Here is a 14866-nt window from a genome sequence, read left to right as displayed (position 1 = left end):
GTATTTTGCAATGGCTGTTACATCACTGAAACACAGTGTTCAACGATAGTCCAGTCCTATGGCTTCCCGGACCTCCCTGAGGGTGTCCTGGGCTTCGTCCCGTGTCTTTTCGGTCCCTTCGGCAATGATACTTTTCACGACATCGGGATTGTTTTCCAGTTCTCTGGCTTCCGTGCGAATAGGCTCCAATTCGGCCTGAATCGCTTCAATCAGAGGTTTTTTGCAGTCCAGACAGCCGATACCTGCTGAGCGACAACCCTCTTGAACCCAGTCTCTGCGCTGCTCATCTGAATAGACTTGGTGAAGCTGCCAGACCGGACACTTTTCCGGTTCGCCCGGATCATTCCTGCGAATGCGGGCCGGGTCTGTGGGCATTTTTTTCAGTTTCGACGCAACACCGTCCTGATCTTCCCTGAGGCTGATGGTATTACCGCAGGACTTGGACATTTTCTGACCATCGAGGCCCGGCATACGGGCCTGTTCAGTGAGCAGAGCCTGAGGCTCCGGCAGGATAACCTTGCCGGTACCTTCCAGATAGCCAAAGAGTCGCTCCTGATCGCCCAGAGTGATGTTGCTCTGCTCTTTCAACAGCGCCTTGGCCGTAGCCAAGGCTTCGTCATCCCCGTGTTCAAGATAGGCTCGACGGAGCTTGCGGTAAAGGTTGGCGGTTTTTCGACCCATTTTACCGATGGCTGCCTCGGCATTATCCTCAAAGCCGGGCTCTCGTCCATAAAGATGGTTGAAGCGTCTGGCGATTTCCCGGGTGATCTCTATATGGGCTTCCTGGTCAGCTCCGACGGGTACCAGTCCTGCACGGTAGGCAAGGATATCGGCGCTTTGCAGCAATGGATAGCCAAGGAATCCGAAGGTGGAGAGATCTTTTTCCTTCAGTTTTTCCTGCTGATCCTTGTAACTGGGTACTCGTTCCAGCCAGGAGAGCGGTGTGATCATGGAGAGCAGCAGATTCAATTCTGCATGTTCCGGAACTCTGGACTGAATGAACAGGGTGGCCGAACCCGGATTGATGCCAGTTGCCAGCCAGTCAATGACCATGTCCCAGACGGAGTCTTCCAGTTTTTCTGGCTCTTCGTAGTGAGTGGTCAGTGCGTGCCAGTCAGCTACGAAGAAAAAACACTCATATTCATGTTGCAGCCGAAGCCAGTTTTTCAATACCCCATGATAATGGCCAAGATGTAATCGGCCAGTGGGTCGCATGCCAGACAGAACACGCGACTGTGAGTCTACAGCGCTCAAGAGGCTCTCCCGTTAGAATCCTGAGTTGACAGGGTACGACAGTTTGCACGACGGTAAAAGCGTGTTTTTACACGGCATGAATAAATCAGTCATGAGTGACTGAAAAATTCCGGTCATGGAATCGGATTTCTTCAACAATAGATTCGTACAGTGATCGTTGTTCAGCTGAGAAACGGTTCCGGATTGCCTTTACCTTCCCGAAGGATTTCAGGCGTGTCCGCCAGCAAACTGATCACTGTGGTTGGCTCCATACCCCTATAACCACCATCAATGACCAGATCCAGCTGGTTTTCAAGTGTTTCACGAATGTCGTATGGGTCCAGCATTGGCTCATTGTCACCCGGCAGCTGTAAGGTGCTACTCATTATGGGAGCATCCAGTTCATTGAGCAGGGCACTGACAATGCTGCATTGAGGTACTCGTATGCCCAGGGTCTTTCTTCTGGGGTGCATCAGGCGGCGGGGAACTTCCCGGGTGCCTCTCAGGATAAAGGTGTAAGGACCGGGTGTGTGATTTTTCAGCAAACGATATTGAACATTGTCGACCTGGGCGTAGGTTGCCAGTTCGGAGAGGTCTCTGCACACCAGTGTGAAGTTGTGCTTTTCGTCCAATCGACGAATCTGGCGAATGCGCTCAACCGCTTTTTTGTCACCAATCAGGCAGCCCAGAGCATAAGCTGAGTCAGTAGGGTAGGCAATCACCCCGCCGGCCCTCAGGATTTCTGCGGCCTGACGAATCAGACGAAGCTGTGGCGTCTCAGGATGAATCTGGAAAAACTGACTCATGGCTGTTGTGTACATGGTACCTGCACCTTTGAACCGTCTTTTAGATACTGTGTTCAAAGGGGTGTCGACAGGTTGCCATTCTCTTGCAGTTATAATGGAGCGCGCATCATACCACTGAAGCAAGGTAGTGCAACGATTCTGTTCGATCCGGAGGTTTTAGTTAATGATTTGATGCAACATGCATACAGCTATGTTCGTGTTCATCTGTTGACACTGATAAGTAGGCGATGGGTAAAGAGTCAAAGACTACGCCGTCAATGATATCTTCATTAAGGCGATGACTTTTCAATAGGATAGGGGTCATTATGTCTTTTTCTGAATATTTGAAGGACAGTAAACAATGATCAGGAATCATTTTTTTGATTGCTCTATCCGATGTGATTTTATGAATGGTTGATTCATGCTCTCCATAAACAGACGGTTCAACCAGTAGCTCATTATGCTTCAGTCGATGTTTAATGGTACAGCTTTCTAAAATTTCTATAATTCTTGAATTAAAGTAGGCGGGTGCTTGAATCTCTTTGAGCCTTAACTGTTCAGGAGTCAACTTTGAGGTGTCGTCATTTTCTGAGGCATATGGCATTGTTAACAAGACATCATTACAGTAGTGAGCATCCATGCTGCGTAACCTCATCCTAAGTTAATAGGTTCGGCAAAAATTAATGGAAAAAGTTCATAACACAGATGTCAGTGTTGCTTACTTTTTTGAGATATAGCCGAAACGGCCGAAACACAGCCGAAACAGGACGTCCACCGCTCGGTTAGTCGAATGCATGGATGGTCCGCTAACTATGGAGCACTCGGCACAGAGGCCGGGTCCCGTAAGCGGCAGACAATCTTTCCCGGGGAGGGTTTTTACAATAGCCTTCGGGGCATGGGGAAAAGAGAGAACCTCTCATCATAATGGTTCGCTCAGATCAGACATCTTTAATGCCGATGGCGAACATTTAAAGCCGATGGCGATCATTTGGTGACCACCAGCTCTCCCAGACAGGCAGGGTATCATCGGGAAGTTCTGGTGCTCTGCCCAGTTCTACCCACGGATTGGCAGGGGTATGGAAGTCACTCGCTCTTGAAGCCCCAAGTTCAAAGTCCTGGCAAAGTCTGGCCAACGTTTCCCGCTGTCCGGGAGGTTGCTGGCAGCTGCTGACTTCAAGGGCGTGGCCACCTGCCAGTTTGAAGTCCCTGACCAGAGCCCTGAGTTTGGTGCGGGTCATTTTGTATTTTCCCGGGTGAGCTAATACAGCCGAGCCTTTCAAAGCTCTGATCCAGGCTACGGCCTGACCCATGGGAGGCCAGAAGGCCTTCAAGTTGCCTATTTTCTGATGCGACAAATGTTTATCAAAAGCCGCCTGCAACTCATTGATGTAGCCTTTTTCCAGCAACCAATGGGCGAAGTGAGGGCGGCCTGTCTGGATATTTTTTCTCGATAAAACAAAGCCGTCAGCCGTTTGTTTCTGCCGGTTTAAGGCCAGTTCAATGACTTCATCCATCAAAACGTCTGCACTGATATCGAGTTTCAGTTTCTTCACCAGGCGGTTGGCGATTAGCAGTGATCGCTGCTTTCTGGCAGAGCGCTGGTGATGAATGATTTTTTCAAGATCCGGGTGTGACAGGGAAAAATTAAGGCCAACAATATGGATTTCCATCGCAGACCAGGTAGTTGATAATTCCATCCCGGTGATCAGCCTGGGGCCTTCGAGCGTTTTATTCTTTAGAAACTGGTGTGCGGCCACCGAGTCATGGTCCGTAATAGCCAGTATATCGACACCTTGATCACGTGCTCGTTCATAAACTTCCAGCGGTCCCATGGAACCATCGGATGCGGTGGTGTGGCAATGGAGGTCGACATTCAGGGTCATTGCGATACAAATAAGTAGTAACTGTCGGTACACTCTACCACCAATGGAACGGTAAAGGCTTTTAAAAAATTGGCAGGATAGATCCGGTCAGGCATGGCAATGAAGTCGTTCCATAGTAAACTACAGGGTGATTTAACGAGCTCTGAATTCGGCTAGTGAGCCGCCCTGAGCAAAATATCCAAGTAAATCACAAGGTAACCCGACTGGTTTAATATGAAGCAACTGATTGATTTTATTCCACTGATCATCTTTTTTACGGTCTACAAAATGGACCCCAGAATGGTGGATGTAGCCGGATATTCTCTTGAGGTGGGAGGAGCCATCAGTGGCACTTTCTTCCTGATCATTACATCTGTCATTGTTTACGGTGGCAGCTTCATCAAGAACAAAACTCTTGAGAAGAGCCAACTTATTACTCTGTTAGCCGTGGTTTTATTCGGTGGTATGACTCTGGCTTTTCAGGACGAGAACTTCCTGAAATGGAAAGCACCGATTGTAAACTGGATCTTTGCTGCCGCCTTTCTGGGCAGTCAGTTTATTGGCCAAAAACCACTGGTGCAGCGAATGATGGAACATGCCATCAGCCTGCCCGATGAGATCTGGATTCGTATGAATCTGAGCTGGGTCATATTCTTTACACTACTGGGTGCCGCCAACCTTTATGTCGCCTTTACCTTCCATGAGTTCTGGGTGGACTTTAAGGTGTTCGGCAGTCTGATTCTTACTTTTGTCTTTGTCGTCTTGCAGTTCCTGGTGATCTCAAGACATATTCAGGCCGAGGAAAAATAAATGCTATACGCAGTCATCAGTGAAGATGTTGAAAATAGTCTGTCTCTGCGCAAGACAGCCAGGCCTGCTCACCTGGAAAGACTTGAGGTGCTAAAATCCCGGGGGCGCCTGGTTCTGGCAGGCCCTTGTCCTGCTATCGACAGTAATGACCCGGGTGAGGCCGGGTTCAGTGGCAGTATTGTTATCGCTGAATTTGATAGCCTCGAAGCCGCACAATTATGGGCTGATGATGACCCCTATGTGGCCGCTGGTGTTTATCGTTCTGTGAGTGTGAAGCCATTCAAGAAAGTACTCCCCTGATTTTCCTTCCGGAAGTCTGTCATTTTGATATTAAGGTATACAGGCGCCTCGCCCTGTCTGAAGCATTCTGATAGCAGGGCAGCCTGGCTAAGAGAGAAAACGTGAAACAATCCTTACACAAACTGTTTTTGTCCCTTGGTGCTATAGTGCTACTGGGTTCAATGGTTCAGGCTGAACCGGTTCAGGCTGAAACTCGTTATGTTACTGATGTTGTTTATGTCCCACTGCGTTCAGGGCCCGGTGCTCAATACCGGATTTTGCACCGGGGTCTGAAAACAGGACTGAGAATGACAGTTCTCGAAGCTGATGCCGGAGAAGGATACAGCAAGGTCAGAACGGCTGACGGATTAGAAGGGTATATCCCCCGTCAGTATCTGGTGGTCGAGGAGCCTGCCAGAGAGCGTCTGCCAAAGGTGCTGGAAAACCTTTCGCAACTGACCAAAGAGAACACGGCTCTAAAATCTGGATTATCTGCCACTGAGGATGAGCTGGACAATGTTAAAGGTACTCTTGAAGAGACCACCGGGCTGTTGGACGACAAAACCTCTGAGTTTATCGCCTTGAGAGAAGCGACCGCTGATCCTCAGGCACTGGATCGTCGGAACAAGCAATTGATGGAAGAAAATTTACAGTTGAAAAACCGGATTGAGGTAATAGAGGCTGAAAATAACCAGCTGATTCGGAGTAGCAGTATGCGCTGGTATCTCTATGGAAGTGGTACGATCATAATAGGTATTCTGCTGGGTTTGTTCTTGCCAATGATCCGATTCCGCAAAAAGCCTGCTTCCGACTGGGTTTAACCGTCTTCCTGAAGGTTTGAAAGAAGCCCCTGATATGACACGATCGGGGCTTCTGAAAGTAGCTGGATGCTGTCAGAGCCTGCTGGAAGTAGCGAGATTCTCTTTGGCCGGACTAGCATAAATCAGGAACGGTCATTGTGTCCGAGATCCCGTTCAGGATCTATCAGGTCACGGACTTTCTGTTTGATCTGCTTGGGTTGCGGAAAGCCGCCGTCCTGTTTTCTTTCCCAGATCTGTTTGCCGTTCAGGGTGATGACAAAGACACCACCTGTTCCTGGCTTCAGTCTCACCTCTCCCAGATCGGTGCTGAACGTACTGAGCAATTCCTGAGCAAGCCAGGCGGAGCGGAGCAACCACTGGCACTGGCTGCAATAGTTTATTTCTACAATGGGTTTTTCTGTCACGGTTTACTGCCTTGCAAGAGTTGAGTGAGTGATAGGTTCTATTTATTTTTGCCAGTGCCCTCTGTTCCTTCCTGGCTTGCTCAGAGTGTTCGGGAAGCCGCTTCAAATCCTACCATGAGTGTATCAGTCGGGCACGGTTAAAAGGCATTTTTTACTCAGCAGGCTCCTGATAGAATCTGCCCGTTAATGCAGTGAAGGAAAGGCCATGACGGTCATTGTAAATCCCGATATCGAACAATATTGCCATGACATTACCGGCGGTGAGTCGCCACTTCTGAAAGAGCTGGCTCAGGCGACAGAAGACCGGACCCGCTATCCGGGAAATATGTCGGGAAGAATGGTGGGGCAAACCTTGAAACTGCTGGTAGCCTTAAGTCACAGCAAGAGGGTGTTGGAAATCGGCATGTTCACCGGCTACGCGGCTTTATCCATGGCTGAAGCCCTGCCAGAGGATGGTGAAATCTATTGTTGTGAAACTAACCCTCGTGCCATTGCTATTGCAGAGGAATTCTTTGACCGATCACCCCATTCTCATAAGTTGAAAGTACTGTTTGGCAAAGCATTGGAAACCATCCCTGCCATTGAGGGAGAACTCGACTTTGTTTTCATTGATGCCGACAAGAAAAAATACTTTGAATATCTGGAGCTGATTCTCCCCATGCTGAAGCAGGGAGGCGTTATTGTTATTGACGATGCGCTCTGGAAAGGCGGTGTATTGAACCCTCTGGATGAGCGGGATGAGGTGATTGCAAAGCTGAACCGCTATCTGTCTTCCAGGGCGGATCTGGATAATGTTCTTTTACCCGTCAGACATGGCCTTCATGTGGTACGTAAGATCTGATTTTAATCCTCTTTTTGACATTGTTTTAAATCTGACAGGTTTCTGGGGCATTAGTCCAACTCACTATTTGCAAAGAAAGATATGTTCTAGACGATCCATTGCCTCCCGGGAACCTCATCACCTATAGTTTGGCTAAACCAAGACACAAATGTTAAAGAATAAGTATTTCGGGGGAATCAATGGATCTGGAGACCATTAACCGTGAGCTTGCTGAGCGCTCGCCACAAGAGATTATCCGCTGGGCTCTGCAAAAGGCTATGAAGCCGGTGGTTACCACTAACTTTGGTCCTCACGAAGCTGCCATTCTGCATATGTCCACCCGGATTCAACCGGATTTGCCGGTGATCTGGATTGATTCTGGTTACGGCACACGGGCGACCTATCACTTCGCCCGGGATCTGATCCAAACGTTGGAATTGAACATTCAGATTTATCACCCGGAATACAGTCGTGCCTATCGTGATGCCATCATGGGTGGTGTGCCAGAGGTGGATACGCCAGCGCATGACGAGTTTACCCGACAGGTCAAACTGGAGCCTTTTGGACGGGCCATGCAGAGTTTTTCTCCTGACTATTGGTTGACGGCTATCAGAAAAGACCAGACAGCTTTTCGTCAGGGTTTGGAGGTCGTCAGTGAAACCAAAGACGGTTATTACCGGGTAGCCCCTCTGTTGAACTGGACAGAGCTGGATGTTGAAGAGTACCTGGTAATGAACGACCTTCCCATTGAAGAAGATTACTATGACCCTACCAAAGTCATTGGTAACCGTGAGTGTGGTTTACACACCTCGGTCTCCTGAGTGTATGGGGGGATTAAGAGCAGGCTGCCTGATGAGCCCGACAGGCAGCCATGTTGGTGATTTTTACTGATCTTTATGGGTTAGCTTGTCCAGGCCACGGCTGTAGAAGTCCAGCCAGTCATCCAGAACGGCTTTGACATCTTCTTTGGTGACTTTGTCGTTGTCCGATTGCTTGTTGATTCCTTTACGCAGCACCTCACCTTCCAGTCTGCCTGTTTTGCCATCTCTCAATTGCACTTCCAAATACAGAGCCACGATGTAATCCAGACGGTCGGTGGCTGTTTTGATCAGGGTTCTGGCAACGGCGACGGGGAGAACAAATTGTCTGGGTTTAAGATCCTTCATCTCTGACACAATGCCGGTAATGGCTGGCTGAATAACCAAAACACCGGGTCCGGGTTTTTCTGCCAGTATTCCTCGCTGCTTCAGGCCTTCCCTGAAACCATTGTTCAGGTAGTCAGCGACTTTAGTGGCTACTTCGCGCTGGGCATCATTGGTGGCGTTGTAATTTGGGAACAGATTGACGGGCTCAAGATAAACCTTTTTATACTTTTTCAGATCGCCGCTGACCCAGCGCATGGCGGTATCATCATCAAAAGCAGTCAATCTTTCATAGTTTTCTAGATAGCCGCTGAAGGGTTGTTCTTCAGTATCAATTTTTTGCTGCGTTGAGCAAGCTGTGAGTAGCAGGGCGCTGACAAGCACAAAAGGCAGAGCAAGAGGCAGAGTAAAAAGTCGGCGAATTTTTTTATAAGCTGTCATGGTGCGAGCCGTTGTTTGATTAAGGTATTTGCTTTAACTGGGGTAGAGTGTCTACTAATGTTTGTCTTTTGAAAAGTATGATTTACCGAGATCGTCTGCTAAAAGAGTCCTTCTGAAGGGGCTCTGAGGGGTTCCGGGGCATCGATCACTCTGGGCCAGCGATGACTCTTGTGACAACTTTGTTCGTTTTCTTCGGTCACGACATACAGTCGGGTAAAAGGGCCATCAGTAGCGATCAGCCCCTGGATAAACTGCTGTTTTTCCAGGAGAAACCAGTGGCTCTCCCCCGCTTCATCTTTTTCCATAAAAGCATCAACGCTGATTTTGACGGGCCTGGGGCTAAACCGGTTCCAGATACCCTTTTTAATGGACTCCAGTCTTGCCCAGCCTCCCTGTGGTGTAAGGCCTGGCTGACTCTCGCGGCGACCCCAGGGAACCAGAACCTGCTGACCCTGTCGGCTCAATACCGGCAGGCGGGCTTTGGGATTTGGGAAATAGGTTTTGATGGTCTGACCATCCAGCTCGAATTGTACACCGCCGCACACGTCGGGGGCTCTCCACTTCAGATCCGGGGCGAAGGATTTTACATTCTATCAATCAATCGAAGAAGGACTGGATTGGATATTTCGAAGTAGTGCACATTGTTATCAGGGCCTCTCCTCTTGGTGAGCGATTGCTTGACTGGCATTGGTTGCCGCAGAAGATGAACGCTCAATATGCTTTTCAACTTGCTTAATATCACTTGCAATCTCTTCCATCACAGCGACTACAAATTCTTTCGCTTCTTCATTCTTAACATTATCAGGATTATACCTGGGTTCAATGTAATCCAGAGAACGATAATGCTCTAACTGCTTGACCCCGTTTATCATGGTATCGGTGATAGACTTGATTTGTCCGGGAATTAATCGCTGTTCGGAGTCCAATGCTTCTCGACGTGAATCGAAATTTTTAACATCTTTTCCAACATATTGGGTAAATTTCGCAGAATGCATACTGTCGACATAAGTCATCAATACTTTAACCTGATACTGTCCGAAATTCACCGGTTCTCGTGTTTGAAATTCCGCAAGCGTTTCGCCCTTTGAGGGAATACTATTGGAATTACCGTGCACATTATCTCCTGTCACACTATTCATTTTAAATGCCTCTTCAAGGAAATGAGTTGTTTGTTTAGCTCCTTTACTCAGACAATCCCACCCCAGAAAGATTCCCTATCATATAAGGTCGCATGTCAATTGCTGCCACCTCTGCAGTCCGGACTGTCAGGTGCTTGTCCTTTACGCTCGTTCCACTCACCGGGGGTATAAGTATGAAGGGCCAGGGCATGAATGCCCCCTTGCATTTCATCGGAGAGGATTTTGTAAATCAGCTGGTGGCGTTTAACCGGCATTGTGTCTTCAAATGCCTGGCTAACCAGAACCACTTTAAAATGGGATTCAGAGCCCGATGGCACATTGTGCCTATGGCTTTCATTGAATATTTCAAAGTGTTCAAGCTCCAGGGCAGCTGTCAGTTTGTCACTGACTCGATCTTGCATAGTCATACTTCCATTCCACCTTTTTAATCTTGCCGAGACGATCAGATAGATGATTTTAGATTAACAGGAAGAGTGTGGGTTGCGAAGGGAAAAGTGGATCAGGAAAGTTCACTGTTCAAAGTGATGCATTCGATACCTGCTCGAAGAGAACAGGTGTACTCAATAGATGTGCTGAAGGTGATGTCACCGGCGCAAATCACTCTAATCGATGAGGCCTCTGATAATGCCGAGTCCAGCCATTGTCCATAGTCCTGTCGCCCTGTGGTCAGGGTGTAGCTGAATTGATCCATTTGCGAGAGTGCTTCCAACGACCCAAGACCGTAATGTTCGTCGCTGCTGTATGTTTCGTGGATTAGATGAATTCTAAGATGTGATGAGGACTCAATATTGCCCAGAGCTTCACGGGCATAAGCCAGCAAGGGGGCCAGCCCTATTTCCTGGGCAATAAGGATTTGGTCAGGGGTATCGAGCAGATTTCCACAAAGATTTAATCCACGGGGGCTGCTGATGCTGACTCGCTGTCCTGCTCTGGCAGCATCGTGCGCCCAGGTGCTGAAAGGGTCTGCCACCTTACGCTGGATATGGATGACCATCGATTGATCAAGGTTTGGCATTGACGCCAGATAACACTCTTTTTGCAGCTGTTGTCCTACGTCTATACAGATGTGTTGGCCGGGGGAATAGCTCATCGGATGCCGGAGAGCGAGCGTCAGGGCCACGACAGTGGGGCTTAAGAATTGTTTCGCAGTAATAGCGGCTTGAGTGTGGCTTCTGGAGGGCAGGGAGACGGTCATATCATTTTCAGGCAGACACTGGCACGCCAGAAAATACCCTTCACGGACTTTTTCACTGCTCAGGGAAATCTGGCTCTGTTTGGTGGGTTGTCCCAAGTCGGCTTTCATCATGCAGGCATGACAGATACCTGAACGACAGGAAAAAGGTATTTTTTCACCTTTTGCCAGTAAAGAGTCCAGCAGGCACCGGTTTTTATCCACCGGGTAGGCCCGGTTAGACAGTGTGATAACAGGCATGTTGGTATCTTACCTTAGTGCTTTTCATTACTGAAACACCAATGTTTTCCATGGCTACTGGTGTAATTTAAGCAACAACGAACCCGATATGTCCCTGTGTTCCATCGGATTATAACAAGATCTTCGAATATAGATCGTCTAGCGGCAGATTGGGCAAAATATTGTGTAATATACAGTAGAATCACTTCGTAAATGAAGAAAATATCTGGATAATGACTTATTGTTTAAAGGAAAAAAGTACTATCCAACGATGCAGCTAAACTGTTGATCACAAATGACTTTACGCGAAACTGGAAGCTTCGGATACACATGAGTGAGTTTGTTGTCCGTAATTTAGGGGGCGATACCGCTTGTTAGTTTAAGATTAAGTATCACTCCTTTGAGTTATAATAGCTTTTTCGTTGATTGAGAAAGGTATCAAAAGTGTATTACTGTTTCTTTTTATTGTTTCTTGCAGTGGGCAGCGTAGTTAAGGCTTCTCCCGACCAATGTGAAAAAGGTTACCTGATTTTAAAGCTAAGTGAAGCGACAAGGCAAGAAATTGGACAACAAGGTGATCAATATGAGAATAAATTTTACTTGGGAGACGAACGAGGAAATAGAATAGATCTTCACCCTATACAGCAATTGCCCGAAGACTTATCCATGGGTTTTTTTGAATATAACTACATGGGTGTTAATGTTGTCTCCGAAATAAACTCTGCATACGGAGGTGGTTGCACGTTTTTTAGTTTTGATTTGCCTGAAAGTTCTTATTTGGCTGGCTTTTTTGGTGCGTTTCCTATATTTAATCGAATAAAACATGAATATTCAGAACGACCAATAGGTGTGTCTTTAGATGATGATTTGTACTGGTATACAGGTCGTTGGTTTGGATTTACAAAGGAGTCGGGGGACTTCTTATCACTTATATTGCCAAGGTATGAAGTCAAGTGGAAAAGAAAAAACAATGAAGTTTTAACAGAGCTTTTATTTTTACCTCCCGACAAAAACAAAGGCTTTCCGGGAGGCCAAGAATATCTGAAAGCTAAAGCAGATTTTGAAAGTTATCAAAATTACTTTGACTAAGAATAAAAAAACTGAGGAGGTTCTGAGGAAGACTTGGGGAGTATAATATCTAACGTCGCACGTTTGACTTCTAATAGCGGTTAGCTGCTAAAAAGAGTTTCCTTTATAAAGGTAGATTAAATAGCCAATGGAGTTTAAAGTAACATGAGATACTGTCGCACTTAGTAAACCATAATGTTTAGAAAGCAGTCCTCTACTGAATGAGTTTATCGTTGACATCACGACTTGTGCTGTTAATGGGTTAGGGTTGGTAAGATGTAAAAGTCCAAACAATGTAGATTTGATGATGTTACTAAAAATAAATATTTTTTCATCATGATTGTTGATTCTATTAGTTGCAGATTCTATAGAGAAATTGATTAAACGGAGTAAGTGTCCATTAAATATCACCTCTTCAATGACAGCTCCTATAATAGCCTCATTAAATTTTAATTCTCCATTGTATGGGTCATGTATTAATGACAGAGGGCGTAAAACGAAAATAGCCAAAATTTGATATTGTATAGAATGTATTGCACCTGATAATAATCCATAATAAAGTTGATTGTTAAAATCTAACTCTTTTATTAGAACGATCATTATGTTGGATTCTTTATCTTCTATATTCAGTGAGTCTGAGTCTGAGTCTGAGTCTGAGTCTGAGTCTGAGTCTGTGAGGCTCATATTTATTAATGTGTGCAAAGAGTTAAATTCATCCTCTGTTTTTAAGAGCGAGGTGTCTGACTTTGCATGTTGAATTACTAATGAGCAGAATATTGCGATTATTAAAATATATTTTTTCATTGTACTTATCCTTGAAAAACAAGCATAACAGCTAACAAATGATACCATTTCGTTTTGAGACTTCGTCCCACCATCCGTTGCGCCTCAGGCACGTGGCTGAAGCGGGTGTTACGAGCTTTAATCAATATACTCAACTGACCTAAAGCTATCTGTATTTAAAGGTGAACTTTTTTTCATATCGGTACATTCAGCATTTTGTGTAATGCTCCCATCTTTAAAAGTAAGCCCACCAAGACTGGGTGTTTCTCTAAGCGCCGACATCGAGTACAAAAATTGACTTTTATGAGTAGCATCGTTAGTCGTATCTACTTTATGCCTTATAAAAACGCGCCCTAAAAAATCAGGAAGATCTTTTCTATTTACTTTAATGTGGCAGTGCCAACCTTTTTCCTCGTTATTTGTTCTAGTCGGGTTCTCTGGTTTATGTAACTCTGCTTTATGGTCCAGATCACTATTAAAAATCATATCTTCAATATCATAATTCAATTGATTTTGACATTCTCCAGAGCCAAAATAAATGCTACCTCTGGGGTAATATATTGTTAATACATCTCGTTGAATCGCCTCTCTTTCCGTTAATTTTACAGCAGAAATTAAAGATTGGCTTTTGGGGAAATAAGTAAAGCTCAGAGATGTAAGGCTTACAGATTTATTGGCGAAGTTACCTATAGATAGGCTTTCTTTGTTTGAATCGCCTTTTGTACTCGGTTGTAATAGAGCTGCTTTAGCTATCCCTTGCATTTTATTCTCCTTAAGAAATAAACAGTTTGGATTGTTGATAGTTGATTTGACTATGCTGTTGCGAAAGAGTTCTATCAATAGGAACAAGTGTGTTAGGAATATTAACTATTCGAGACCAGAGCCTGCAAAAATACCAACAGGCTGCTTTCAGTAGCCGCTGAATTTGGCTTTAGCTTCCTATAACTGTACCGAAGCAGACTCAAGAATAGTGTATTGGTAGGTGCCAATATTTCTTATTTCTAAGGTTCCCTGTCCCGATAGATTTAGATAGGGAATCAGAAAGGTTGCTTGATATCTGGTGGTTTTTTTCTTGTCTCTCCGAAAGCCTAATTGCTTGAAATTCTGATTCGAGGATGAGGGCATGGACCATAAAACAGACTCCATTGAGCCTTGATCCAAAAAACCGAATTGTACAGCATGATTGTAAATATGAGACTCTAGTCTATCTCTTGCTTTGGTTTGATCATAGGTGCTTGCAATTTTCATTGGAGAGGATAAATAATCAAAACTAAGGAGAGCTGTTCCATCGTTCAAAATGACGATAAAACCAATATTTTCACTCTGGTCAACAATGCCTTCGGGATCAGCTGAAAACTGAATAAAGTAAACTTTACTTATTCTTCTCTCTTTGAGGTCTCTATCAATCTTCAGGGTGGTTTCAGAGTTAGCAGCGGCCAGTTGTAAATATTGCTCAAGATTCTCAGGCCTGGTGTAGCCACGAATTTGTCGAGTTTTTTTACTACCTGTACTATCTGTATAGGTAAAAGTGTCTGGCCCAATGATTTCTACGGTCGCCCAAGTCCAGGAGCAGAATGAAAATATAAAAAAAAGCAAAGGGTATAGTTTATTAAACATGAAGTTTCTCGTATAAAAAAGTTTGTAGCATTTTCTGGCTACAAATAACAACAAGACGAAGACGTCAATATAGTCATACTTCCTTAAAAATACCAAATGTTTCAAAGGAATGCGCTGATGCCTGGCGCTTGAACCAGAGGTTATGTGTTACTATGAGTGCCGATTCTTAGGGTGGACATTAAGCTCAAAAAAGCTTCATTTCCAGCGGCAGAACTCACCTTGAACAGCCAAAATAAAGCTTCGCGAAAAGT

Annotated in this window: 19 protein-coding genes; 6 read left to right on the top strand and 13 right to left on the bottom strand. The window is 45.6% G+C overall.

The genetic code is table 11. From position 1 onward, the window contains the following. Positions 1-39: 39 nt before the first annotated feature. The 4 genes from KBW69_RS12355 to KBW69_RS12340 all read right to left on the bottom strand — a co-directional run bounded on the left by KBW69_RS12355 (position 40) and on the right by KBW69_RS12340 (position 3934). Positions 40-1254: a tryptophan--tRNA ligase gene (locus tag KBW69_RS12355; protein ID WP_257275812.1), complete on the bottom strand. Its 1215-nt coding sequence runs from the start codon at positions 1252-1254 to the stop codon at positions 40-42. A gap of 161 nt (positions 1255-1415) precedes the next feature. Continuing rightward, positions 1416-2039: an L-threonylcarbamoyladenylate synthase gene (locus KBW69_RS12350; protein WP_257275843.1), complete on the bottom strand. Its 624-nt coding sequence runs from the start codon at positions 2037-2039 to the stop codon at positions 1416-1418. A 160-nt stretch (positions 2040-2199) separates the two neighbouring features. After that, positions 2200-2658 (bottom strand): hypothetical protein, encoded by a 459-nt coding sequence (locus KBW69_RS12345; RefSeq protein WP_257281067.1) that lies wholly within the window; start codon positions 2656-2658, stop codon positions 2200-2202. A 328-nt stretch (positions 2659-2986) separates the two neighbouring features. Next, positions 2987-3934: a PHP domain-containing protein gene (locus KBW69_RS12340; protein WP_257281066.1), complete on the bottom strand. Its 948-nt coding sequence runs from the start codon at positions 3932-3934 to the stop codon at positions 2987-2989. A gap of 180 nt (positions 3935-4114) precedes the next feature. On the opposite strand from KBW69_RS12340, the gene ispZ reads away from it, so the two are divergent. The 3 genes from ispZ to KBW69_RS12325 all read left to right on the top strand — a co-directional run bounded on the left by ispZ (position 4115) and on the right by KBW69_RS12325 (position 5790). Then, a complete protein-coding gene (gene ispZ, locus KBW69_RS12335) occupies positions 4115-4690 on the top strand; it encodes a septation protein IspZ (protein WP_257275806.1) in 576 nt (191 codons plus the stop codon). Continuing rightward, positions 4691-4990 (top strand): YciI family protein, encoded by a 300-nt coding sequence (locus tag KBW69_RS12330; protein ID WP_257275805.1) that lies wholly within the window; start codon positions 4691-4693, stop codon positions 4988-4990. Between the two features lie 101 nt (positions 4991-5091). Beyond that, positions 5092-5790 carry a TIGR04211 family SH3 domain-containing protein gene (locus KBW69_RS12325; protein WP_257275804.1) on the top strand — a complete coding sequence of 233 codons (699 nt, stop codon included), beginning with the start codon at positions 5092-5094 and terminating at the stop codon, positions 5788-5790. Between the two features lie 122 nt (positions 5791-5912). Here the strand turns inward: KBW69_RS12325 and KBW69_RS12320 are convergent, their stop codons facing one another. Next, a complete protein-coding gene (locus tag KBW69_RS12320) occupies positions 5913-6194 on the bottom strand; it encodes a SelT/SelW/SelH family protein (protein WP_257255404.1) in 282 nt (93 codons plus the stop codon). A 205-nt stretch (positions 6195-6399) separates the two neighbouring features. Here KBW69_RS12320 and KBW69_RS12315 point away from each other — a divergent pair, with 205 nt between their 5' ends. Both KBW69_RS12315 and KBW69_RS12310 read left to right on the top strand, forming a co-directional pair. Next, on the top strand, positions 6400-7035 hold the full coding sequence (locus KBW69_RS12315) for an O-methyltransferase (protein ID WP_257281065.1): 636 nt from the start codon (positions 6400-6402) through the stop codon (positions 7033-7035). 179 nt (positions 7036-7214) lie between these two features. Then, positions 7215-7835, top strand: coding sequence for a phosphoadenosine phosphosulfate reductase family protein (locus KBW69_RS12310; RefSeq protein ID WP_257281064.1), 621 nt, complete (start codon positions 7215-7217; stop codon positions 7833-7835). Positions 7836-7898: 63 nt separating this feature from the next. On the opposite strand, the gene KBW69_RS12305 is transcribed toward KBW69_RS12310, so the two are convergent. The 5 genes from KBW69_RS12305 to KBW69_RS12285 all read right to left on the bottom strand — a co-directional run bounded on the left by KBW69_RS12305 (position 7899) and on the right by KBW69_RS12285 (position 11168). Then, on the bottom strand, positions 7899-8597 hold the full coding sequence (locus KBW69_RS12305) for a DUF3313 domain-containing protein (RefSeq protein ID WP_257275801.1): 699 nt from the start codon (positions 8595-8597) through the stop codon (positions 7899-7901). 98 nt (positions 8598-8695) lie between these two features. Then, the gene (locus KBW69_RS12300) at positions 8696-9142 is read right to left on the bottom strand and encodes a hypothetical protein (RefSeq protein WP_257275800.1); all 447 of its coding nucleotides are present in this window, start codon (positions 9140-9142) and stop codon (positions 8696-8698) included. A 102-nt stretch (positions 9143-9244) separates the two neighbouring features. Next, complete coding sequence (locus tag KBW69_RS12295) at positions 9245-9736, bottom strand: hypothetical protein (protein WP_257275799.1); 492 nt, start codon at positions 9734-9736, stop codon at positions 9245-9247. Between the two features lie 95 nt (positions 9737-9831). Next, a complete protein-coding gene (locus tag KBW69_RS12290; RefSeq protein ID WP_257275798.1) occupies positions 9832-10143 on the bottom strand; it encodes a BolA family transcriptional regulator in 312 nt (103 codons plus the stop codon). A 92-nt stretch (positions 10144-10235) separates the two neighbouring features. After that, positions 10236-11168 (bottom strand): 2Fe-2S iron-sulfur cluster-binding protein, encoded by a 933-nt coding sequence (locus tag KBW69_RS12285; RefSeq protein WP_257281063.1) that lies wholly within the window; start codon positions 11166-11168, stop codon positions 10236-10238. 423 nt (positions 11169-11591) lie between these two features. Between KBW69_RS12285 and KBW69_RS12280 the strand changes: the two genes are divergently transcribed. Further along, positions 11592-12236, top strand: a complete 645-nt coding sequence (locus KBW69_RS12280; RefSeq protein WP_257281062.1) for a hypothetical protein — start codon at positions 11592-11594, stop codon at positions 12234-12236. Positions 12237-12323: 87 nt separating this feature from the next. Here the strand turns inward: KBW69_RS12280 and KBW69_RS12275 are convergent, their stop codons facing one another. From KBW69_RS12275 to KBW69_RS12265, 3 genes are all read right to left on the bottom strand, one after another. Next, entirely contained in the window at positions 12324-13019 is a 696-nt protein-coding gene (locus KBW69_RS12275) for a type II CAAX prenyl endopeptidase Rce1 family protein (RefSeq protein WP_257252660.1), read from the bottom strand. A gap of 117 nt (positions 13020-13136) precedes the next feature. After that, positions 13137-13760 carry a hypothetical protein gene (locus KBW69_RS12270; protein ID WP_257281061.1) on the bottom strand — a complete coding sequence of 208 codons (624 nt, stop codon included), beginning with the start codon at positions 13758-13760 and terminating at the stop codon, positions 13137-13139. 177 nt (positions 13761-13937) lie between these two features. After that, positions 13938-14615 (bottom strand): hypothetical protein, encoded by a 678-nt coding sequence (locus KBW69_RS12265; RefSeq protein WP_257254193.1) that lies wholly within the window; start codon positions 14613-14615, stop codon positions 13938-13940. Positions 14616-14866: the final 251 nt, after the last annotated feature.

The sequence above is a fragment of the Endozoicomonas sp. ISHI1 genome (genome assembly GCF_024606225.1).
In the GTDB taxonomy this organism is placed as follows: domain Bacteria; phylum Pseudomonadota; class Gammaproteobacteria; order Pseudomonadales; family Endozoicomonadaceae; genus Endozoicomonas_A.
Note: the sequence above shows the minus strand (reverse complement) of the source record. Positions and strands in the feature narration are given on the sequence as shown.